This window comes from Azospirillum sp. HJ39 (assembly GCF_041507355.1).
Taxonomy (GTDB): domain Bacteria; phylum Pseudomonadota; class Alphaproteobacteria; order Azospirillales; family Azospirillaceae; genus Azospirillum; species Azospirillum thiophilum.
Genome location: NZ_CP167914.1, coordinates 75094 through 99310, shown reverse-complemented (window position 1 = coordinate 99310; position 24217 = coordinate 75094). Strand labels below are relative to the sequence as shown.

Annotated in this window: 7 protein-coding genes and 1 pseudogene; 1 reads left to right on the top strand and 7 read right to left on the bottom strand. The window is 69.7% G+C overall.

The genetic code is table 11. The features are described 5' to 3' along the window. Nucleotides 1–6: 6 nt before the first annotated feature. From ABMY26_RS35835 to ABMY26_RS35815, 5 genes are all read right to left on the bottom strand, one after another. Nucleotides 7–2271, bottom strand: coding sequence for a site-2 protease family protein (locus tag ABMY26_RS35835; RefSeq protein WP_372400706.1), 2265 nt, complete (start codon nt 2269–2271; stop codon nt 7–9). 36 nt (nt 2272–2307) lie between these two features. After that, on the bottom strand, nt 2308–3762 hold the full coding sequence (locus ABMY26_RS35830) for an efflux RND transporter periplasmic adaptor subunit (protein WP_372400705.1): 1455 nt from the start codon (nt 3760–3762) through the stop codon (nt 2308–2310). Further along, nucleotides 3759–4580: an efflux RND transporter periplasmic adaptor subunit gene (locus ABMY26_RS35825; protein WP_372400704.1), complete on the bottom strand. Its 822-nt coding sequence runs from the start codon at nt 4578–4580 to the stop codon at nt 3759–3761. Before ABMY26_RS35825 ends, ABMY26_RS35830 begins: the two co-directional genes overlap by 4 nt. Next, nucleotides 4577–6730 carry a TolC family protein gene (locus ABMY26_RS35820; protein ID WP_372400703.1) on the bottom strand — a complete coding sequence of 718 codons (2154 nt, stop codon included), beginning with the start codon at nt 6728–6730 and terminating at the stop codon, nt 4577–4579. Before ABMY26_RS35820 ends, ABMY26_RS35825 begins: the two co-directional genes overlap by 4 nt. A 66-nt stretch (nt 6731–6796) precedes the next feature. Further along, nucleotides 6797–22255, bottom strand: a complete 15459-nt coding sequence (locus ABMY26_RS35815) for an Ig-like domain-containing protein (protein ID WP_372400702.1) — start codon at nt 22253–22255, stop codon at nt 6797–6799. A gap of 712 nt (nt 22256–22967) precedes the next feature. Here ABMY26_RS35815 and ABMY26_RS35810 point away from each other — a divergent pair. After that, a pseudogene (locus ABMY26_RS35810) lies at nt 22968–23069 on the top strand (recombinase family protein); the annotation flags it as partial. A 52-nt stretch (nt 23070–23121) separates the two neighbouring features. Here ABMY26_RS35810 and ABMY26_RS35805 read toward each other — a convergent pair. Together ABMY26_RS35805 and ABMY26_RS35800 are read right to left on the bottom strand one after the other, a co-directional pair. Beyond that, nucleotides 23122–23808 carry a phage tail protein gene (locus ABMY26_RS35805; RefSeq protein WP_372400701.1) on the bottom strand — a complete coding sequence of 229 codons (687 nt, stop codon included), beginning with the start codon at nt 23806–23808 and terminating at the stop codon, nt 23122–23124. 78 nt (nt 23809–23886) lie between these two features. Further along, nucleotides 23887–24207 carry a hypothetical protein gene (locus tag ABMY26_RS35800; RefSeq protein WP_372400700.1) on the bottom strand — a complete coding sequence of 107 codons (321 nt, stop codon included), beginning with the start codon at nt 24205–24207 and terminating at the stop codon, nt 23887–23889. Nucleotides 24208–24217: the final 10 nt, after the last annotated feature.

The window sequence follows — 24217 nt, the reverse complement described above, 5'->3', positions numbered from 1 at the left end:
CGGACGTCAGAATCCCGTCTCGCGGATCAGCACCGATGCGGCCACGCGCCAGAAACGTTCGGCGATGCTGCGGGCCTCGCCCTCCACGCGGACGATGCCGCGGGTGACGCGCTCCGGCCCGTCCTGGGCGTCGTTGCGGGCGTTGCTGGGGACGTTGCCGGGAGCGGGAGGCCCGACATCCAGGGCGATGCGGTAGACCGCCTCCACCGGGGCGAGCGCGCTGCGGCCGGCCCCGCCTTGCGGCTGGCCATTCTGGGGAGGCGCCGCCTGTCCTTCCACCGCCACCGGCCCGCCATTGACCGAGGCGAGCGCCGGTACGTCGAGTACCGTCACGCTGACCGGGTCGACCGCACGCACCCGCGCCTCACGGCGCGGGGCCAGCGGGTCGTCGGGGTGGAAGCGTGCGGAGGCCCCCGGCCGCAGACGGTCGAAATCGCCCTCTCCGACATAGCCGACCAGTTCGCCGGCGCCCGGCGCCACCACCATGACCAGCGGCAGCTTGGGTCCGATCCAGCGTCCGGGGATCAGCGCATCCTCCATGTCCCGCACGGTACCCGACAGGGGTGCGCGCACCACCAGCCGCTCCCGGCTGTCGAGAAGCCCCTGCCGTTCGGCGATGGCGGCGGCCAGATCCTCCTCCATCGCCCGCACCCGGTCGAGCTGCTCGCGGCTGGCGCCCAGGCGGGCGATCTGTTCCTGCATCCAGTCGATGCGCAGCTCCGCCTGACGCAGCTTGCCGTCCAGGTCGGGGGCGGTCAGGCGGAACAGCGGCTCGCCCTCGACCACATTCTGGCCGCGGGTGACCAGCGTCTCCTCCAGCAGGGCGGGGAAGGGGGCGTAGACGGTGGCGAAGCCGGACGCCCGCCAGACCACCGGCACCGACACGGTGGCGGTCACCGGCAGCAGAGTCAGCCCCAACGCGGCCGCCAGCCCGGCCAGCGTCAACCCGACGCGCAGATTCGGCCGGAAACGGTCGCGCAAGCTCCACCAGGCCTTGGCCTCGGCCAGGAAGGGGCGGGCGATGAACCAGCCGATCTCGATGGCGAACAGCAGGATGCCCAGGACCTTGACGGCGACATGGTAGACCAGCAGCGCGATGCCGAGGAACAGCACCAGCCGGTAGACCCAGGTGGCATAGGAATAGACCAGCAGGATGCGGCGGCGCGACGCCGGCATCTCCTCCGGCGGGGCCATGCCGAGCCCGAACAGCCATTCCCGCAGCTTCCAGCGCGCCATGGCGAAGCCGCGCTCCTGCAGGTTGGGCACGTCCAGCGCGTCGGACAGCAGGTAATAGCCGTCGAAGCGCATGAAGGGGCTGAGGTTGATCGCCAGCGTGGTGATCCAGCTGACCGTCGCCAGGAAATAGGCGGCGCTGCGCAGCGGCCCGTCGGGCAGGAAGCTCCAGGCCAGCGTGGCGAAGACGGCGATCGTCAGCTCGGTCAGCATGCCGGCGGCCCCCACCGCCAGCCGCTGCCGGCGCGAGACCAGCCGCCAGGCGTCGGTGGTGTCGGTGTAGAGCACCGGCCACATCACCAGGAAGGCCACCCCCATGGTCGGCACCCGGCAGCCGAAGCGCTTGGCGGTGTAGGCATGGCCCAGCTCGTGGCAGATCTTGGTGCCCAGCAGCGTGACGCCGTAGAGCGCCAGCCCTTCGGGCGAGAAGAAATGCTGGAAGGTGTGCAGGAAGGCGTCCCACTGGCGCGCCACCAGCAGTCCGGCCACGGCGGCGGTCAGCAGCACCAGGACCAGCCAGGCCCGGCTGTAGAACGGAGCCATCCATCCCGCCGTCGCCGACAGGAAGCGGTCGGGCCGCACCAGGGGGATGCGGAAGAACAGGTAGTTGTGGATCAGCCACCAGAACCAGCCGGTTTCCCGCGCCGCCGCCTGCCGCGTCAGATAGGCCGTATCGACGGTGACGGTCAGGTTGTTGGCCGCCAGGAACTGGTAGAAGCCGATGACGTCTTCATCCGTCGGCTCGAACAGGCTGTCCTCGGCCACCGCCGCGGCGATGGCGCGCGGGTTGGCGTGGTGCCAGTGCGCGATCAGCGCGAAGGCTTCCGGCCCGATGCGGAAATAGCGGTTGCGCACCGGGTCGTGGATGGTCCAGCCCGGCGCTCCGTCCTGTCCCGCCGGTGCAGGCAGCAGCGCCAGATCGTCGCGCAGGCCCGGCAGCCGCAGGGAGGCCAGCGGGTCTTCCGCATGGTCCGAAGCCCGGACGGCGGCCCGGATCATGCCGGCGGAGGCGGTTGCAGGGGGGAGGGCGATGGACATGGGCGGTGCCTTGGGCCGGAGCCTTGGAATGGAGCCTCAAACCCCCAGCGTCTGGCGCAGCAAGGCCAGCGGGCGGCGGAACAGGTAGAGGGCCAGCGGCACGCGGTCGCCCAGGATCTTGGCGGTGCCGCGCAGGCCGATGCGGGGCGGTGCCTGGCCCGAAGTCCCGGCCGGCTCCAACGCGGCCTTGACCCGGTAGGACAGCACCCCGGCGGTCGACAGGCCGGCCTCGTAGCTGGCATGGGTCAGGCGGGCGCGCAGCGGGTTCAGCGGGTCGACGTTCAGGAACAGCTCGACCGGAGACCCCGGTTCCAGCACCAGGGCGTCGCCGACCGGCACCATGATGTCGATCTCCGGCGCCTGCGGGTCGGCCAGGGTCAGCACGCGCTCGCCCACCGACACCGGCTTGCCCAGCCAGTCGTTGATGTCGGTGAAGACGGCGATGCCGGCGCGCTCGGCCTTCACCGTCACCCGGTCCAGCAGGTCGCGGGCGAGCGCCAGCTCGGCGCGGCGCAACTCGACCTGGGCGCGCAGCTGGGAGACGCGGGCCTTGGTCTGCGGGTCGGCGAAGGCGGCCTGGGAAGCGGTCAGCAGTTCCGCCTCCGCCTGGGTCAGCCCCTTGCGCGCCACCTCGAAACGGCTGCGCAGGACGGTGGACTCGAAGCTGAACAGCGGCTGCCCGGCCGCCACGGCCGCGTTCGGCTGCACATGGAAGCGCTCGATCACGCCGTCCAGCGGGGCGGCGACGATCACCGGGTTGCTGGTCTGGATCTCGGCCGGCGCCAGGGTCGACATCGGCACCGGGATGGCGAGCGCGCCGGCGATCAACAGCAGGACCAGCAGCGGCAGCACGGCGCGCCGCAGCCCGCGCCGGCTGGCGCGCTTGCCGGACAGCGCCCACCAGGCATGGCCGTAGCCCTCCGCCAGATGGCCCAGCAGCAGGATTTCGCCGTCGGTCCAGGGCTCGTCCCGGCCCAGCCACAGGCCGGCCGGCGGCGGGCCGGCCTTGCCAGCGGCTTCCGGCCGGGCACCGGGCAGGATGTCGGGCTTGGTCTCCGGTTTGCGCAGCGGGCACCACAGCACCTGTGCCGGTCCCCACTCCCCCCAGGCGCTGCGCACGGCGGCAGGCAGGGCGGCGGGATCGACGACATGGACGGCGTTGCCTTGCGCCCCGGCGGAGACGGCGCGGGCGGCGTCCTCCAGCCAGCGGGCGAAGGGGGCGTTCGGTTCCAGCACGGCGATGTTCGACACCGCCTCCAGCGTCGGCCGTCCCCGCTCGGCCAAGGTCAGGAAGGCGGCCTGCCGGTAGGCGATCAGCCGGCGGGTCTGGTTGACGATATGGTAGCGCAGCTCCGGCGCCGTCGCCTGCCGCCACGCCTGGCGCTGCAGATCCAGCAGCATCAGCAGGCCGTTGACGGGTTGGGGAGCCGCCTGGGGCGCCGGCTGCGGGGGTGCGTTCTGGGACGGGTTCTGGGCGATGGCTGCGCTCATGGCGCCGCACCGGCTTTGGCCGCACCCGGCTGGGCGGGCAGGGACGACACCGCCGGTGCCGGGAAGATGGCGGTGCCGCTCATCCCGGCCACCAGACCGGAGGGCGCGCCGCCCTCGCCGGTCAGCTTGGCGGTGACCTTCACCGACTGGCTGGCGGGGTCGACCTTGGCGCCGGGCAGCAGCACCTCGCCGGGCAGGGTTGCCCCGGTCTCGTCGACGCGCAGGTCGAAGCGTTGCCCGGGCTTCAGCCACACCAGCCAGGAGGAGGGGACGATCAGCTCCACCTTCAGGTCGCGGTCGGACAGGATCTCCAGCAGCGGTGCGCCGGCGGCGACCGACTCATGCTCCTGGATGCGGCGCTCGACTGCCCGACCGTCGAACGGGGCCTTGATGTCGCAGCGACGGGCCTGCACCTCCGCCTTGCGGACATCGGCGCGGGCGACCTGGACCTTGGCCTCGGCCAACTGGACCTCCGCCTCGCCGATGGAACGCAGGCTGTTCAGGCGCCGGTTGACCCGTGCCGTCACCTCCGCCGCATTCAGCTGGGCGCGGGCGCCGTCCAGCTCCGCCTGATAGCTGGCGCAGTCGAAGGCGACCAGCAGGTCGCCGGCCTTGAAGCTCTGGCCGGCATCGACGCCCATGCGGGCGATGCGGCCGGGGATCTCGGAGGACAGGACCGCGTGCCGCCGGGCCTCGATCAGGGCGCGGACCTGCCCCTGGGAGGCATCCTGGGCGAATGCCGGGGCCGAGGCGATGCCTCCCCCCGGCAGGACGGCCAGAAGCGCGGCGGCGCAGGCCGCCGCGGCGAACCGGATCACAGCGATGCGACCCCGCCGGTCGACGGGGTGCCGGACTGGTTTTCCTGGGCCGAAACGGTACGGACGGTGCATTCCCGCTGCTTATCCTTCACACGATGGCAGAAGCGCTCCGCCGCGGCACGGTCGGCGAAGCCGCCGGCGCGCAGCTGGACGATGGGCTTGCCATCCTGGCTGCGCCGGGTGGTGACGTACAGGGCGCCGGCCCCTTCCGTTCCGGTTCCCAGGCGTCCGGCGATCATACCCCATTCCCGCTCCGCCAACCTGTGGCTTGCGTAAGCCCCGAGATCGGCCTGGATGACGGGAGAGAACGACGCCGTCGCAACCGGAGCCGATGCGGCTGCCGGGGTCTTCACCTCCGGGGCGGGCGCCGCGACGGCCATGTGAGCGGGAGAGGAGCTGGACGATGCGGGCGCGGATGGGATGGAGGCCGGGGTGGCGGCGACCGCCGCATCCTTCGGGGCCTTCGCAACCGGAGCGGCGGCGACCGGGGGTGGGGCCGGGGTTGGGGCCGGAGCCGGGAGCGGGGTGGGCACCGGGGCAGGGACGGGCGCCGCCGGCTTGGCGGCTTCGGCCTTTGTGTCCTTGGCCGCGTCCTTGGCCATCAGCTCCCGCATGCGCAGCATGGTGCCGGCGCGCTCCTGCCAGGAGGACAGGCCCTTGGACACCGCCTGGGTCAGGCTGTTCAGGTCGTCGGCGGCGACCGTTTCGGGCAGCGGGTCGACGCCGGCCGACACCATGACCCGGGCGTAGGCGTTGTGCAGGTCGGCCAGCACCAGATCGCGGCGCAGGTCGGACAGAAGCGCCGTCACCTCCGACTGGATCACGCCCAGCTCGCCCACCTGTCCGGCATCGCCGACGTTGGTGTATTGCGAGCGGATGCGGGTATCGAGGTCGGCCTGCTCGGCGGTCAGCGCGAATTCCTGCTTCAGCTCGCGGAACTGCAGCATCGCCACATGCACCTGGCTCAGCACCGCCATGCTCAGCGCCTGCCGGCGGAAATCGACCAACTCCTCCTGCGCGTCGGCGTAGGACTTCGTGGCGGGGGCGGAGACCAGGTTGATCAGGTTCCAGCTGATCCGCGCACCGTAATCGGCCCAGCGCTGGTTCAGCAGGAAGCTGTTGCTGTCATAGCGCAGGGCCGAATTGACGTCGATGCCCGGCAGCAGCTTCAGCAGCGACCGCCAGGTCTCGTCGGCGGTGATGCGCTGGTTGTAGCTTTCCTCCAGCAGCTCCGGCCGGTTCAGCAGGGCGTAGGTTTCCAGCGCCTCGACCGCCACATCCATCTTGGGCGGGGATGTCATGACGGTGGCGGACGGCAGCTCGATCTCGAACGGCTCGCCCGGCGGCAGGCCCATCAGCGCCCCCAGCTGCGACTTCGACGCCACCAGCTCACGCCGCAGCGACTGCAGCTGGCGCAGCGTCTCCACCAGGGTGCGGGTGTAGTTCAGCGCCTGCAGCGGGGCCTGGACGCGCAACGCCTCCAGCGTGCGGGCGTCGCGGCGCGCGCCCTCGACCCGCTTCTCCAGCGGCGCCAGCCGCCTCAGCAGCCGTTCGGCGGCCACCGCGCGCCAATAGGCGGTGCGCACGTCCTGCATGATGCCCTGGACGACGCGGCGGCGCCGTTCGTCGGCGATCAGCACCAGGTTGGCGTTCTGCCGAGCCCGCAGATAGCTGACGCCGAAGTCCAGAATGTTCCAGGTGAAGGCGAGGTCGCCGGTGCGGCGGTGCCTGTCGGTGGCGGTGGTGCTTTCCCCCGTCCGGCGGCCGGTGGCGAGGTTCAGGCTCTCCGATCCGGCGTCGTTGTTACGGCCGACATAGCCGGCGGATGCCACCACCCGCGGCAGCATGTCGTAGCGCGACAGGTTGAGCTGGTCGGTGGCGACCGCCATCTCCATGATCTTCACGCGTTCGTCGAGGTTGTACTTGATGGCGCGCGCCATCGCCTCGTCCATCGACACCGCCTTGGTCAGCGGCTCCTGCGGAGCCAGGACGACGCCCAGATCCTTGCGCACGCGCGCCATGTTCTCCTCGGCCGTCAGCGGCTCGGGTGTGACCGCGCAGCCCGCGGCCAGCAGGGATGCCGCGAGGGCGGCGACGGGAACCACCGAAGAAAGCAAGCGGCGGCGGAGTCGAGCGGTCGAAGTCTTCATGGCAGGGACAATTCCGTTCGGCGGAAAATGATTGGAAAGGAAAAGGGGTGGGAGGGGCCGGCCGCGTCAAGCGGCTCGGCTGTCGGGCAGGACGTGGCTGGCGAGGGCGGCCAGCAGGTCGGCGGCGCCGGCCGGGCCGCCATGGACGTGGGCGACCTGACGGGCGAAGCCGGGGGAGGCCGGCATGACCTCGGCGCGGCTGTCCGCTCCGCGATCCGCCGGACGGCCCGCCCCGTCCGCCGGGATGCCGCCGCCGTCCTGGGGAGTGTCCTGGGGCTGGCCCTGACCCTGACCTTGCTGGTCCTGCGGAGCGGCCGGCCCCTGCGGCGCCTGGGGTTGGCCCTGGGATTGGGGCTGGGGCTGGCCCCGCGGGGCGAGGGTGGTGGGCTGACCGCCCGGCGTCCCTGGCTGTCCGGCTGTCGGACCGCGGTTCTGTCCGGGACCGGCGCCGTTGCCCTGCTGGCCTTGACCCTGCTGGCCCTGGCTGCCGTTCAGGCCGGTGCCCTGGGGGCCGGTCTGGGATCCGGTCTGGCCGGGAGTGCCCTGGCCGGTCTGGCCACCGGTGGTGCCACCCGTTCCGGTTCCGGTTCCGGTGCCGAGGCCCGTGCCGGCACCGGTATTGATCGCTCCGGGCGTACCGCCGGTGCCGAAGCCGCCCAAACCGCCGCCCAGCCCGCCACTGCCCAGGCCACCGCCCAGGCCGGTGCCGAGACTACCACCCAGGCCACCACCACCCAGGCCACCCCCCAGCCCACTGCCGCCCAGCCCACTGCCGCCCAGTCCGCCGGAACCGGACGAACCGCCGCCGATGCTGTTCAGCGTCACCGAACGGCCGGCGTCCGTGCTGGCCGAGCTGCCGCCGACGCTGTTCAGCGTCACCGAGCGGCCGGCGTCCGTGCTGGCCGAGCTGCCGCCGACGCTGTTCAGCGTCACCGAACGGCCGGCATCCGTGCTGGCCGAGCTGCCGGGAGTTCCGGGTCCGCTGCTGCTGCCGCCGTTGCTGCTTCCCGGCAGGGACGGCAGGGAACTGCCGGCCCCGCTCGTCGAGCCGTTCGAGGGCGAACCGTTCGAGGACGGGCCGTTGGACGACGAGCCGGTGCTCGAGCTGCTCGATTGCGACGGACCGTTGCCGCTGGTGGTGACGGGTGTGCTCGTCACCGGGAGGGTGGTCGTGTTGTTGGTGTCGGCTGTCGTCGTGGCTCGGCTCACCGTGACCGTCACCGACGCCGCAGCCGAGCTGTTGCCGGCGATGTCGCGGGCCTGGATGGCGATCGACCGGCTGGTCGCCGTCCCGCCGAAGCTGGGGTCGGCCGCACTCGACCGCAGGCCGATCGCCCGCACCGCCGCCTGATAGTCGGCCGCCGACGCGACGCCGGTCAGGACGATGCCGGTGCCGTCGCGGGTCGCCGTGATGCCGGCCGGCAGGGTGCCGATCACCAGTTCGTCGCCGCTGCGGGCATCGGCCAGGCTGACCGTTACCCGGTTCAGCGTGCTGGCGTCGGAGAGCGAGATGGCGGAGCCGAGCGTCGCCGTGCCGCCGGCGCTCAGCGTCGGGCCGGCCCCCGTGGAGACCGTCGGGGCCTGGGTGTCGACGGTCAGGGTCAGCGACCCCGACCGGCCGATATTGCCGGCGGCGTCGGTCATGGTGGTGGCGACGCTGTGGGCGCCGTCGGCCAGCGGGGAGGCCGGGGTGAAGCTCCAGCTTCCGTCCGCCCCGGTCGTGGCGGTACCCGCCACGACGCCGTCCAGGATGACGGTGACCGTGCTGTTGGGCTCGGCGGTGCCGGTGAAGGTCGGGCGGGTGGCGGCGGTGACGTTGGCCGTATTGTCGAGGCCGCCGGCAACCGCCGGGGTCGACAGAACCGGCGGCGTGGCATCGATGGTCAGCGTCAGCGCCGCCGACGTGCCGCTGCTGTTGCCGGCCGGGTCGGTCGCCCGGCTGGCGATCGCATGGGTACCTTCGGCAAGCGGGGTGGTGAGGCTGTAGCTCCAGCTGCCGTCGGTGCCGGCCGTGGTGGTGCCGACGGCCGTGCCGTCGACCAGCACGGTGACGGTCGCCCCGGGTTCCGCCGTGCCGCCGACGGTCGGGCGGCTGATGTTGGTCAGCCCGTCGGTGGCCGACGTGCCGGTGTCCTGGCCGGCCGCCAGGACCGGAACCGACGGGGTGGCCGGAGCCACGGTGTCCACCAGGACGTTCTGCAGGCCCGGCAGGCCGGTCAGCGTTGCCGGCAGCGGGATGCGGGCAAGGTCGGTGATGCCGCCGCCGTTGTAGTTCAGACCGGTGACGGCGATGCCGTCGGCGTCGGCGTCGCCCGCCTGCACCACATAGTCGAAGCGCAGGACCGATCCGACGCTGGCCGCCGGGTTGTAGACCGCCTGACGGGTCTGGCCGCCGATGTCGAGCGTGATGGTCGGGGTGCCATTGACGACCACCACCTCGCTCATCTGGATGTAGAAGCTCAGCGTCTTGCCGACGCCGTAGGTGCCGTCGGCCGGCGGGACGATGCTGCGGATCGACGGCGCCGTCGTATCGATGGCGATGTCCTTGTTCAGCCCCAGCGACCGCACGTCGCCCGGTGCCGTCAAGGTCAGGACCCCGGCGTTGCCGGCGGCGTCGGTGATCGAGCCGGCGAGCGCCGACGCACTGACGGCGTCCAGGTCGGCGGCGGTGTCGCCGGCCTGCACCGTGTAGGTGAAGGTCAGCGTGTTGGTGCCTGTCCCGCCGCTGTAGGTGGCGGTGCGGCCGGTGTTCAGCGCCAGGGTCGGGGTGCCGCTGACGGTCACCGTCTCGCTGAAGCTCACCTGGATCGAGATGGTTTCGCCGGTGGTGTAGGTGCCGTTGCCGGTGCCGGACGTGACGTTGGTGACGGTGGGGGGGAGACTGTCGATGCGCACGCTCCCGGTGCCGGCGATGTTGTTCAGCGTGCGGACCGCGCCGTTGCCGATCAGGTCGGCGATGCCGCCGCCGCCGATCGAGGCGCCGATGCCGATGCCGTCGACGTCGACCAGACCCGCTCCCACAATGTAGCGGAAGGTCAGCGCGGTGCCGCCCGACCCCGACAGGTAGCTCGCCTGCACCACCGTGCCGTCGTCCAGCGTGATCGCCAGGGTCGGGGTGCCGGTGACGGTCACCGCCTCGGTGAAGGTGACGGTGACGTCGATGGCCTCGCCGGCCCGGTAGGTCCCGTTCACCGCCGAGACGGCGCTGACCGTCGGGGCGGTGGTGTCGATGACGATGTCCTTGGCCCCGCCCAGCGACGACCCGCTGCCGGTCGCCGGCAGGGTCAGCGTCGCGGCGTTGCCGGCGATGTCGGCGATGGTGCCCGCCAGTGCCGCGGTGGAGGCGTAGTCGAGGTCGGCGGCGGTGTCGCCGGCCTGCACGACGTAGGTGAAGGTCAGCGTCGTGCCGCCCGACCCGCTGGCGTAGGTCGCACTCCGGCCGGTGCCCAGCGCCAGGGTCGGCGTGCCGGTGACCGTCACCGCTTCGGAGAAGACGACCTGGATCGACACGGTGTCGCCGGCCTTGTAGGTGCCGTTGGCGGTCGAGGAGGTGACGGACGAGACGGTCGGCGCCGTGGTGTCGATTGTCACCGGCAGGCCGGACGAGGCGGTGGAGGTGTTGCCGGCGGTGTCTGTCGCCTTGACGCTGAGGCTGTGCGTGCCCGCAGCCAGGGCGGAGCTGGTGATGCTCCAGTTGCCCGAGCCGTCGGCTGTCGCCGTGCCCAGCACGGTGGTGCCGTCGGTGTCGTACAGCGTCACCGTGGATCCCGCCTCCGCCGTGCCGGTGACGGTCGGGGTGGTGGTCCTGGTGATGCCGTCGCTGTTCGACGTGCCGGTGTCGCTGGCCGTCGCCAGGACCGGCGTGCCCGGGGTGGCCGGCGCCGTGGTGTCGATGGTGATCGGCAGGCCGGTCGAGGCGGTCGAGACGTTGCCGGCGGCGTCGGTCGCCTTGGCGGTGATGGTGTGGTTGCCCGGCGACAGGGTGGAGACGGTGATCGACCAGTTGCCGCTGCCGTCCGCCGTGCCGGTGCCGATCAGCGTGGTGCCGTCGGTGTCGTACAGCCGGACCGTGCTGTTCGGCTCCGCCGTGCCGGTGAAGGTCGGGGTGGCGTTGCCGGTGATGTTGTCGGTGCTGGAGGTGCCGGTGTCGGTGCCGGCGGTCATGTCCGCCGCGCTCGGCGCGTTGGGCGCCGTGGTGTCGATGACGATGGCCTTGTTGGCCCCCAGCGAGTTGGCCGCCCCCGGCGTCGCCAGCGTCAGGATCGCGGCAAGGCTGGTGGAACTGTCGAGGATGGTGCCGCCGCTCAGCGCCAGTGCCGCGGTGGAGGCGTAGTCGAGGTCGGCGGAGGTGTCGCCGGCCTGCACCGTGTAGGTGAAGCTCAGCGTGGTGGTGCCCGACCCGCCGGCGTAGGTCGCGCTTCGGCTGTTGTTGCCCAGCGCCAGCGTCGGCGTGCCGGTCACCGTCACCGCCCGGGAGAAGGTGACGGTGATCGTGATGGTGTCGCCGGCCTTGTAGCTGCCGTCGGCTGTGCTGGCGCTGACCGACGAGACGGTCGGGTTGACCAGCGCGGTCAGGACGAGGTCGTTGCCGGTGCCGCCGACATAGTCGACCGTGTAGAGGTCGCCGTTCGTGCTCAGCGTGTCGCCCTGCGCCAATCCCGACAGGGTGCTGGACAGGGTGCCGGCGCCGGTCTGGTCGATCACCTTGTAGGTGGCGGCGTTGACCGCGGCGAAGCTGTTGACGCGGGTGACGGTGACGGCGCTGGACCCGCTGGCCAGCGTGACGCCGCCGCTGACGATCACCTGGTCGTAGCCGGTGCCGGCCGTCGTGCCGGCGATCTCGGCCGCCAGCGTGCCGCTCATCGACAGGTTGCCGTTGACGGTCAGGCTGCCGATGCCGTTGTTGGTCCCGGCGACGCCGGGGGCCAGCGTGGCGCCGGAATCGACCGTCAGGGTGTTGGTCGAGCTGGCGGCGAAGATCGACCCGGTGCCGCCCAGCGTGGCGCCGGAATTCACCGTCACCCCGCTGGTGCCACCCAGCGCGCCCGTGACCAGCAGCGTACCGGCGGAAACCGTGGTCGCTCCGGAATAGCTGCTGCTCCCCGACAGGGTCAGCGTGCCGCTGCCGGTCTTGGTCAGCCCTTTGCTGCCGCCGATGGCGCCCGACAGCGTCACGGCGACGCCGGTGTCGATGGTGGCGGTGCCGCTGGTTCCGGTGCTGAAGTCGTTGTCGATGGTGCCCGCCCCGGTCACGGTCAGCGTGCCGCCGTTCAGCGTCACGGTGCCGGTGCCCAGGTTGGCGTCGCCGGCCACGCTCAGCGTGCCGCCGTCCCGCACCATCATGGTGCCGGTGAAGCTGCTGCTGTTGCTGCCCGACAGCGTCAGGGTGCCGCTGCCTCTCTTGAAGAAGTCGCCGGAGCCGCTGAGGGTGCCGGAGAAGCCGGTGCTGGTGTTGTCGTCGCCGACCTCCAGCGTGTTGGCGCCGATCGAGACTGTGCCGGCGCCCGCCAGCGACCCCAGCGACAGGGACGACGCCGACGAGCTCAGGGTCGCGCCGGAGGCCACCGTTACCGCGCTGTTGTTGCCGACGGTGCCATTGCCGCTCACCGCCAGCGTGCCGGCGGACACCGAGGTCGAGCCGGTGTAGCTGTTGGCGCCCGTCAGGGTCAGGGTGCCGCTGCCCGCCTTGGTCAGCCCGCTGCTGTTGGTGGAGGAGATCACGCCGGAGAAGGTCGTGGAGCTGTTGTCGCCGCCGGCCGTCAGGTGGTAGCTCAGCACCACGTTGCCGGCCCCGGCCAGCGACCCGATGGTCTCGTTGCCGCTGGTCAGCGACAGGGTGGCGCCGCTCGACACCGTCACCGCGCTGGTATCGCCGATCGCCGAACCGCCGGATGCGGCCAGCGTGCCCGCCGAGATGGTGACGGTGCCCGTGTGGGTGTTGGTTCCGGACAGGGTCAGCGTGCCGCTGCCCGACTTGGTCAGCGCCCCCGATCCCGACAGCACGCCCGACAGCGTCGCGGCCGCCGAGTTGCTGATGGTCGACCCGGCAGACACCGCGATGGCGTTGGCGATGGTGGTGGCCCCGGTGATCGACAGGGTGCCGCCCGACAGGGTCGTCGTGCCGGACCCCAGGCTGGCGGCGGCGGCGACCGACAGCGTGCCGGACGACACCGTGATGCCGGTCATGCTGTTGGTCCCGCCCAGCACCAGCGCGCCGGTGCCGGTGTTCGCCACCGTCAGCGCGCCGTTCGACACCGCGCCGCTCAATGTCAGGGCCTCGGTGATGGTGTTGTCGACCGTCCGGGTCGCGCCGCCCAGATCCACGGTGCCGGTGAAGGTCAGCGCCGCCGAACCGGACATCGTCATCGTGCCGCCCAGCACGAGGTTGTTGGCGATCGTCCGCGCGGTGGAGCCCGACCCGCTGACCTTGCCGCCGTTGACGGTCAGCGCCCCGGTTCCCACCGCGGCATCGTTGCCGAACTGCAGGATGCCGCTGCCGAGCGTCGTGCCGCCCGTGTAGGTGTTGGTCCCCGACAGCCCCAGGACATTGCCGGCGTTGGTGCTGGTGATGCCCAGCCCGCCGGTGCCGGAAACGGTGCCGCTCAGCGTGATCGAACCGGACGAGACGTCGACGGTGCCGCCGCCGCTGCCGAGCGTGACGTCGGTGCCGCTGTTGAAGGCCGCGGTCGAGGCGAGCGTGCCGCCGTCCAGCGTCAGCGTCGTCTGGCCCAGATTGTTGGACGCTCCCACCGCCAGGGTGCCCGCCGTCACCGCGATCCCGCTGACGCCGGTGCCGGAGGTGTTGTTGGTCCCGGACAGAGTCAGCGTTCCGCTGCCCGACTTGGTCAGCGTGTAGCTGTTGCCGGTGATGTTCCCGCTGATCGTGACCGCCGCGTCGGTCTGGACCGCCGCCGATCCGGTCAGGGCGACCGCGTTGTCGATGGTGGTCGCGCCCGTGACCTGCAGCTTGCTTCCGGCCGCCAGGCTGACCGTGCCGGAGCCCAGATTGCCGTCGGCGGCGATGCCGACCGTTCCCGCCGAGACCGTCAGCGTCGAATAGCCGTTGGTCCCCGACAGGGTCAGCGTCTCCGTTCCCGTCTTGGTGAGGCCGAAGGAGCCGCCGATGTTTCCGCTCATCGTCAGGCCGCCGGCATTGACGCCAATCTCCGTCGCCGCCGTCAGCGTCACCGCCCCCGACAGCGTGTTGGTGCCGCTGACGTTGTAGATTGCGCCGGAACCGGACACGCCCGTCCCGGCGGCCGACACCGCTTCCGCCAGCGTGATGCCGCCCTGCAGGCCCAGGGCGGCGCCGCTCGTCACCGTGGTTCCGTTGCCCGTCGTGCCCAGCGCGTCGGCATGCGCCGCGATCAGCGTACCCGTGCTGACCGTGGTGGCGCCGCTGTAGCTGTTGGCGCCGGACAGGGTCAGGGCGCCCGACCCGACCTTGGTCAGGGCATAGGCGCCGGAGACCACCCCGCTCAGCGTCAGGGAATCCGTGCCGTTGTAGGCGCCGATGGCGGCGTTGGCCGCCAGGGTGACGGTGCCGGTGACGGTGGTCGCGCGCCCGTTGGCGTCGTCGTTGACCTTGATGGCGCCGATCCCGGCCGAGACGCCGATGCCGCTGATGGTGAAATTCTCGGCGATGGTCAGCCCGCCGAGCAGGCGCAGCGTCGCCCCGCTGGCCACCGTGGTGCCGCCGTCGGTGGTTCCCAGGGCGCTGTTGGTGCCGGCGATCAGCACCCCGGTGCTGACGGTGGTGTCGCCGGTGTAGCTGTTGCTGCCCGACAGGGTCAGCGCGCTGCCGCCGGTCTTGGTCAGGGTGCCGCTGCCGGAGATGGTGCCCGACAGGGTGGCGGCCCCGCTGGCGTCGACCGTGCCGCCGGAACTTCCCAGCGTGATGGCGTTGTCGATGGTGGTGGTGCCGGTCAGGCCCAGCGTGCCGCCGTCCAGCGTCACCGCCCCGCTGCCCAGATTGGCGTCGGCGGCGACGCTCAGCGTGCCGGCACTGACCGTGGTGGTGCCGGAGAAGCTGCCGCTGTTGCCGCCGTTCGACAGGGTCAACGTGCCGCTGTTGAGCTTGGTCAGCCCGCCCGCTCCCGACAGCGCGCCCGACAGCGTCACGTCGGCGGCAGTGTCGATGGAGGCGTCGGACGACAGGGTGATGGCGTTGTCGATGGTGGTGTTATTGCCGACGGTCAGATTGCCGCCGCTCAATGTCAGCGTGCCGGTGCCCAGGTTGGCGTCGGTGTCGATGGACAGGGTGCCGGCATCGACCGAGATGGTGTTGAGACCGGTGTTGCCGCTCGCGGTGTTGTTGGTGCCTTCAAGGATCAGCCGTCCGGTGCCGCTCTTGGTCAAGGCCGAGACGTCGGTGCCGTTGTCGCCCAGGGTCAAGTTCATGACCAGCGTGTCGCCGTCGCCGACGTTGACGCCGAAGCTGTTGCCCAGCGTGAAGCCGTTGCCGGTGATGGTGATCGACCGGCCGTCGATGTCGCTGTCCATCGCCAGGGTCACGCCGCTGCGCACCGTCAGGGTGCTGGGCAGCGCGATGGTGCCCTCCAGCGTGCTGGAGAAGCGGATGGTGATGCTCCCCGTCATGCTGTTGGCGAGCAGGATCGCTTCCCGCAGGTCCAGGCCGCCGCCGTCGGCCTTGTCGGCCGCATAGGTGCCGGCCGGCGCAGTGCTGTCGACGGCGACGACGTCGACCATCAGGTCGTTGGTGACGGTGATGGTGAAGGTCTTCTCGTAGGTGGCGGTGCCGTCGCTGACCTGGACGCGGACCGAATAGCTCTGGCCGCCGGTCAGGGTGGCGGCGTCGTTCGCCTGCAGCGAGGTGCCGGAGATGTTGAACAGCGCGTTGTTCGTGTCTCCGGTGCCGCTGACCAGCGTGTAGGTCAGGGTCTGGCCGGTGTCGGCGTCGGTGGCCGACAGGGTGCCGACCACTCCGTTGGTGCCCTCGAAGATGCTGATCGAGCTGTTCGACAGCGCGATGTCCGTCGGCGCGTCGTTGATCGAGGTGGTGGTGATCACCGTGCCGGTGTTGGCGGTGCCGCTGCTCGTCCCGTCGCTGGTGGTCAGCGAGAAGGTCGTCTGGACCGTGCTGCCCGGGGTCACCTGGTTGGCGGTGGGGGTGAAGACCAGCGCCTGCAGCAGCGTCTGCAGGTCGGCCGGCGAACTGGCGGTCAGCGTGTAGTTGCCGGCCGTGCCGGTCAGCCCGCCGTTGGCGCTGGTCAGCGTGCCGTTGGCCGCGGTGTAGGTGATGGTGACGGTGAAGGTGCCGGTGCTGTCGTCTGCGTCGGTCACCGTCACGCCGCTGAAGGGCGTGGCGGTGGCGTTGTCGTTGACCGGGCCGGCGGCGGTGCCGCCCAGCGCCGGCGCCTGGTTGACCGGTCCGGTCAGCACGATGTCGTTGCTGCCGGTGCCGGCGGCATAGCCGATGGTGACCGATCCGCTGTTCAGCGTGATCGCAGCGCCCGAGGCCAGCGAGGCGAAGGTGCCGGTGACGGCGTCGCTGCCGTCGTTGCTGACGATGGCGAAGCTGTCGCCGCTGGCCGACTTGGTCGGCATATAGGCGCCGGCGACCGACAGGGTGGCGCTGCCGACATCGACCGCCCCGGTGACGGCCACCTGGTCGAAGCTGCTGGAGCTGGCGAGGTCGACCGACAGCGTGCCGCCGGACTGGATGGTCAGTCCGCCGTTGACGGTCAAGGTGCCGACGCCGCTGTTGGTACCGGACACGCCGGGGGCCAGCGTGGCGCCGGACTGGATGGTCAGCCCGCCGTTGACGGTGCCGGTTCCCGCCAGCGTGGCGCCGCTGCCCACCGTGACGGCGCCGGCGCCGGAGCCGTTCAGGGTGCCGGTGACGACCAGCGCGCCGTCGCCGACGGTGGTGGTGCCGGTGTAGCTGTTGGTGCCCGACAGGGTCAGGCTGCCGCTGCCGCTCTTGGTCAGGTTGAAACCGCCGGAAACCGTGCCCGACAAGGTCAGGCCGGTGCCCGACACGCCGACGATGGTGTTGGCGCCCATGGCGACGTTGCCGCTGAGGGTGGCGCTGCCGCTGGTCACCTGCAGCGCGCCGGCATTCGAGACGCCGGCGCCGGCGATGGTCAGCCCTTCGGCCAGCGAGATGCCGTCGGCGATCGCCAGGGTGGCGCCGCTCGATACCGTGGTGCTGCCGGTGGTGGTGCCCAGCGCATTGTTGTGCCCTGCCACCAGGGTTCCGGCGCTGACGGTGGTGTTGCCGCTGTAGCCGTTGTTGCCCGACAGGGTCAGGCTGCCGCTGCCGGTCTTGGTCAGGGTGTTGGCGCCGGAAATGACGCCCGACAGGGTCAGGGCCTTGCCGCTGCCGACGCTGACGGTGCCGTTGCCGGTGCCCAGCGTGATGTCGTTGGCCAGGGTGACGCTGCTGCCGGTGCTTTCCAGCGTGCCGCCGGCCAGGGTGACGGCGGCGGCGCTGATGTTGCCGCTGCCGGAGATCGACAGGGTTCCGGCGCTGACGGTGGTGGTGCCGGTGTAGCTGTTGGTGCCCGACAGTGTCAGGCTGTCGCTGCCGGCCTTGATCAGGTTGAAGGCGCCGCTGACGACGCCCGACAGGGTCAGGTCGCCGGTGGTGGTGACGGTGGTGTCGTCGTTCAGCGTGACGGTGCCGCTGACCGTGTTGGTGCCGCTGGCGCTGACCAGCGCGCCGCCCGACGACACGCCGCTGCCAGACAGGGTCAGGTTCTCCGCGATGGTGATGCCGCCCGTCAGGGCGAGCGCCGCGCCGCTCGCCACCGTGGTGCCCTTGGTGGTGTCGCCCAGCGCATTGGCATGGCTGACCGTCACCGTGCCGGCGCTGATGGTGAAGGCGCCGGTGAAGCCGCTGTTGTCGCCCGACAGGGTCAGGTCGCCGCCGGCGGCCTTGGTCAGGTTTCCGGACCCGCTGAGGGCGCCGGACAGGGTGACGCTGCCGCTGGGAGCGACGCTGATGGTGCCGCCGCTGCTGCCGATGGCGACGGCGTTGTCGATGGTGCCGACAGCACCGCTCAGCCGGAGGAGGCCGCCGTTCAGCGTCAAGGTGCCGGCGCCCAGATTGCTGTCGGACGTCACCAGCAGCGTGCCGGCGGTGACGGTGATGCCGCCGGCGAAGCCGCTGCTGTTGCTGGTGCCGTCCAGCGTCAGGGTGGTGGCGTTGGTGGCGCCGTTCAGCGTCAGGCTGGACGACGAGGTCCCTGTGATGGCGCCGCTGAAGGTCCTGCTGCTCGCCTGGTTGACGGTCAGCGCATTGCCGCCCAGCGCCAGCGTGGCGCCGCTGACCCCGGTCAGCGTGCCGATGGTCTCGCTCGCTGACGACAGGGTCAGCGTGGCGCCCGATGCCACCGTCACCGCGCTGCCATCGGCGAGCGCGGTGCCGGCGCTGCTGTTCAGCGCCAGCGTGCCGGCGTTGACCGTGGTGGCGCCGGTATAGCCGTTGGTGCCGGTCAGGGTCAGGGTGCCGGTGCCGGTCTTGACCAGGCTGCCGGTGCCGCCGATGGCGCCGTCGAAGCTGGTGCTGCTGTTGGCGCCGCCGGTGGTCAGCGTGTTGCCGCCCAGTGTGACGGTGCCGCCGCCGGCCAGCGACCCGATGGTTTCGTCGCCGGACAGGCCCAGGGTGGCGCCGCTCGCCACCGTCACCGCGCTGTTGTCGCCGATGCCGTCATTGACCGTCAGGGTGCCGGCGCTGACGGTGGTGGCGCCGCTGTAGTCGTTGCCGCCGCTCAGCGTCGCCGTGCCGGCCCCGGTCTTGGTGACGGCGCCGCTGCCGGAGATCTTGCTGGAGACGGTCAGCGTGTCGCCGCTGCCGTTGCTGATGGTCAGCACCGTTCCCGTCGACACGGTGATGGTGCTGCCGTCGATGGTCAGTCCGCTGGCCGCATCGGTGTCGAAGGTCAGGTTCTCGGTCACCGCCAGGTCGGAGCCCAGCGTGATGGTGCCGCTGGCCAGCCCGCCGGCGAACTTGATCGTCTGGGTGCCGGTGGTGTCGGCCAGGGCGATCGCCACCGCCTCGCGCAGGCCGACGCCATCGGCCACGCCGGTGCCGGCATCGTCGGCGGTGTTGGTGACATAGATGGTGTCGCTCGTCACCGTCACGTCGGCGTCGGCGCTGCCGCCATTGCCGTCGGTCAGGCTGTAGCGGATGACGGTGTCGCCGGTCGGCGTGTCGTTCCGGTACAGGATGTTGCGCATCACCGTCTGGATCAGCGTCGCCGTGGCGCTGCCGTTGAAGGTGACGGTCAGGGTGCCGTTCGCGTTGGTGACCGTGCCGAACACGGCGTTGGAGTTCGCCGTATCCAGCAGGCTGCCGCCGCTTTCCGAGAAGGTCGCGTTGCTGTTGAACGAGAACAGGTCCGCCGACAGCGGCGTCGCCGTGCCCGAGACCGAGCGGCGGACCGTCAGGACGCTGCCGGTCCAACTGCCGGCGCCGTTCTCTGTATCGGATGCGGTGGCGTTGGCGCCGGCATCCAGCAGCACCGTCTGGCCTTCGCCGGCCCAAACCACGCTGTCGGTGTTCAGGTTGCCGATCACCGGCGGGTCGTTGGCGGTGACGGTGATGCCCGTCCCGGTCGAATCCGAGATGTCGCCGAAGACCGGGCCGTTCCAGTCGTCGGCCGAGGTGAATTTGTAGGTGGTGCCGCCGGTCGAGCTGGTGCCGCTCTTGTTCAGCAGGGCGTCCACGCTGGTCTTGGCCGCCCCGCTCAGCGTCACGGTGAAGCTGGTGGCGCTGGTGATCTCGACCGTGCCGGTCAGCGGGGTGGTGCCGCTGCCCTGGCCGGTGATGGTCAGCTTCGTCAGGTCGATGTCGTTCGCCGACCCCGCCTGGTGCACCATGCCGGTGCCGGTCACGGTCAGCACGCCGCTGGTCTGATCGTAGGTGACCGACGTGATGGTGGGCTTCTGCGTGCTGGAGACGGTGACGCCGTTGCCGGTGGTGTCGGCCGGCGCCGATTGCGTGCTGTCCCAGTTCGCCGCCGCTTCCAGATTGTAGGTGGTCGCCCCTTGCGAACTGGTCCCGTCCTTGTTCAGCAGCCCTTCGACGAAGGCCTGGTCGGTCGCCCCCAGCGTGATGGTGAAGACATTGGAGCCGGGGGTGGAGGTGACGGTGGAATCGCCGGTCAGCGTGTAGCTGTTGCCGCCCTCGCCGGTCAGGGTGAGCTTGGTGACGTCGATGCTGTCGCCGTCGGTGATGTTGGTGCCCGTCACCACCAGCTGGTTGGTGCTGGCGTTGTAGGTGGCCGAGGTGATGGACGGCGTGGGGACGCCCGCGCCGACGGTGATCTGGCTGACCTGCGCGGTGCTGGTGGTTTCGCCGTCGTTGACGGTGATCGTCGCGGTGCGGGTGCCAGCCGTGGCGCTGCCGGCGGTGTTCTTGTACTGGATCAGCTGGATCACCGCCTGATACCCCGCCACGCTGGCGGCGCCCCTCAGGGTGATCGTCGACGTATCGTTGCCGGTGACGCTGATGCCGTAGGTCTTGGCCGTCGCCACGGACGCCGTCAGCATGCTCAGCACTTCCGCAGCACTGTCCAACGTGCCGGACAGGGTGATGGTGGCGCCGAGCAGGCGGGTGTCGCTGTCCGTCTGGGTCAGGACGGCGTCGGGAGCGATCAGCACGCCGGACGCGGGCGTGGTGGTGTTGACGGACTCCCCGGTGCCGGTGCCCGCCCCGTTCAGGTCGACGGACGGCTCGCCCGCGTTCCAATGCACTTCGTAGGTACCGAGGTCGAGCGCACCGTCGCGGATGCGGTCGATGCCGCGGATGTCGTAGCTTCCGCCGTAGTAGCTTGTGTTGCTGCTGTCGCCGGCGTTGATGAAGGTCGTCGCGGTCGAGGCCGGACGATAGTCCCGCAGGCTGACAGTGGCGTTGCTGGAGTCGACGAACGTTGCCGTGCCGGTGATGGCGCCCTGGTAATTGCTTCCTGTGTTGAGGGTGATCTTGCCGCTGTTGTAAATGATCGCGTTCGGGTCGGAGAAGTTTGTTGTGCCAAGTTTTCCCGAGTTTCCGGCAATGATCGTGTTGTAGACATTGACCGTGGCCGTGCCCGTCGATCCGCCGTAATAGGTGCCGATCGCCGCGGTCTGGATGTTGGCAGCAGCGGTATCGTTGTTGATGTAGCTGTTGTTGGCAATGGTGACGTTCCGGATATTGGCCGTGAAGGCCGACGTGGTGCTTTGCACCATGATGACGCCACCCGGATAAGAGACCGAGGCCGTGCCAGCATTCATCAGGTATGTGTTGTCGGCAAAGAGACTGTTTTCGATCGTGGTCGTTCCTGTCACCAATGATTTGATTGTCGAGAAAGCAGCGGTCCCGACCACAACGCTCGAATTTTCACGGAATACGGAATTTTTAACCGTCAATTCTGTTGCTGTATTTGCTGTAGCGATGATGTTACTCAAATTATTTTTGAAGGTCACGCCATCCACTACGAGCGAACCGTTCTGCAACATCAGAAGACCCTGGTTGCCGAGCGATGTATAAAATCGCTCGAAGACCAAATTCTTGACCGTCAGCGTCTTGCCTGCCGCGTTGAAATTGATGCCCCGGTAGTCACTCGACGTTGTTGTATTGTCACCATTGTCGCCGGAGATCGTGATATCGGCGATACCGTCGCCATCCACGTCGCCGTTGATCGTGAAGTCCTGAGCCGCCGCCGCCACGAGGGCCGTCGTGTTGCCCAGGGAAACCGTGCCGGACGTCAGCGTCGAGCTGAACTCGATCACGTCCCCGGCGGCCGCGTTCACGATCGCGTTGTTCAGCGTCCCGGCCCCCGTTCCAGTCGCCGTGGTGACGACGACGGTTGTCAGGCGACCGGCGAAGCTGTCCATGGAGGAGCGGGCGAAGGGATTCGTCGCCTCGATGGCTCCGCTCTGCACCTCCAGCGTCCAGTTCTGCCCGGCGGCGTTGCCGGTCTCGTCGTTGGACACCGCAACGTCGGCCCCGGTGAGCCGATGGACCGTCTGAACGAACTCCTGCCCCGCCTGTCCGGCGCCGACGTTGCAGGCATAGAAAAGAATGTCGCCGCCGGGCTTGAGCGCGGCGCCGATCGCCTGGAGATCCTGCCCCCGGTTCGCCAAGCCGTCCGCCCAATAGGAGCGGCCGGCGATGTAAAGATGGCCTTCGTTGCCGTGGCTGACGACCTGGACCGAATCCAGGTCGGACATCCCGGACAGGGCGTCCGCCATCTGGCCCAGTGCTTCCTTCTGGGAATCGAGCAGGACGACCTTGGCATCGGGGGCGATGTCCTTGATCAGCGTCTGGTAGTCGGGCACCGACGTATCGACGAACACCACCGACCGGTAGCTTTGCTGGTTCTGCGGCTGCGCGTCCGAGGGCAGGCCCGGAGCGGCGGGAGGCGCCTTGTCGGCCGCCGGCGCATCCGGCGCCTGTGGAGCCGCTGCGGCATCGGCTTGCCAGGCGTCGGTGTCATGCGGCTGGCTGTCCGGCGCCGGCTGGTCAGGCTGGACATGCTGCTCTGCCGCCGTCGCCGCACCGGCGGCGTCGAACATGAAGCGCGGCTCCAGCGCCATGGCAAGCGATGAGGTTGGCTTGCGCGTCTTGCCGGAACGATTCTTCCCGCCAACGCCCTTCGCATTCCAAATCCGCATGCTATCCCCCAACCACTAGACCGCCCGGTCCCATGCCGAAAGCGATTATCAATAAGTGTGCAGAAGGGGTAAAAATACCCTTTATTTACGTTCGCGCACAATGCCTTGGAATCAAAAATCCAAGCTATTCCCTTGCCATTTTTCCGATTCTCGTACGCGTGCGATGCAAAAAGCGTTTCATATCGCGACAAATGGTTTTAAATCTAATCAATATGACGATTTTGTCATAATTGGGTCAATGCATTATTGGAGCTCAGGGTCTGAGTCGGAATGTTTCCCTTGCTGCATCAGGCGCTTATAGTCACAGCAGCGAATCCGGATTTGGGCTGGAAACTCTGATTTCCACCATTCCAGTTGGAGGAGAAACTGGGCGCACCGGAAAAATCTTATTAGTATCAATGTCCTGTTTCGGATCAGGCCCTCAGGTATACAGGAGAGGTCCAGCTGCTATCCATGGCTGAGAATCAGCGGCCGCATGCCATCGAGGCTGCGCTTGACCTCATCCCAGTGGATTTCGATCAAGCCCCGGTCAAGCCGGCCTCCGGGAACAGGACCAGGGACGCCAGACCGGGAGCGCGGCCCGAAGGCATAAAGGCGCCGATCGTCGATGGAGCGCGTCTTCGAGGAGACAATGTCCGGCGGCCGCTGGGATCGGCCGGAGTTGCATCGCCTGCTCGATGCCCTGCTGGACCGCATCTGCACGAGCGCGGAGGACGCCGCGTGGGAGAAGCGCCCCGGCCCACCGGACGCGGCCGGGGCGCTCCGCGTCAATCACGCGACGGGAAGTAGCCCAGCATGAAGATGAAGAAGAACAGCGACTGGTAGGGTTGCAGGTTGTTGAGCACGACCGGAGTGGAGAGGACGCCTCCTCCCGGGCTCACCTCCACGGTGGCGCCCGTGGGGCCTCCGCTGACCGTAGCCTGCGTGGAGAGCGCCCCCGTCAGCGAGCTTCCGGTGGGTGGCGTCGGCAGGTTGGCGGCGCGGATGTACGGTCCGTCGACGGTCACGTCGGTGCTCGGGTCGATGAACGGTCCGCCCAGCACGGCAGGAATGGAGGATGGGAGGTTGCTGGTGCCGACGGCAGGGTTCAACGGCACGGTGACCGTCGCGTTGAACGGAACGGTGCCGCCCGAGCTGCCGCCCTGGAAGGCGGCGCCGTGGGTGTGCATCTGCAGGTTGTTGCCGATGATCCCCGTGTACTGCGTGCCGCCCGCATTGCCGGTGTTGAGCGTGGTGCTCATATAGGGGCTGGTGCCCGGCCCCACCATCACGCGGCCGCGCAGGTCCGGCAGATTGAACGTCGCGTTGTTCGATCCGCTGCCGAAGGCCCCGGCCGTGATCGCCCACAGGGCCTGGTATTGACTGGAGTTCACCGTCTGCCCCAGACATTGCTGCGTGTTCACGGGGGCGAAATTGCCGGCGAATGGAAAGACGGATCCTATGTAGAAATCCATGGCGAAATCTCCGCTGGAAACGATGCGCTGGGACGGACGGCGCGCGATGTCGTGCGATGGCAGCTTGGTTGCCGGGGCTCAGTTCAGGATCAGCTCGAAGCAGCCCCGCTCGGGGTCGCGCGGAATGACGCGCACGATGTAGAACGGTCCCAGCGGTCCCATCGTCGGATGGTCGATCTGGAAATTGCCGTTCCACAGCTGGCTGGGGCCGTAGGTTTCGAAAAGAGCCGAAAACGACGTGCGCTTCGCCCAGCGCGGCGTGCATTCCGGACGTGCCGTCAGCTTCGTCAGCTCGACGTCCGTGATCACGGACCCGTCTTCCGGGGCCAGGAAACGGAATGTCTGGCCGAGATGCGGGGCGAACATCTCGTCAGAGATGGTGGCGATGTCGATGGTCATCTCAAGGGTC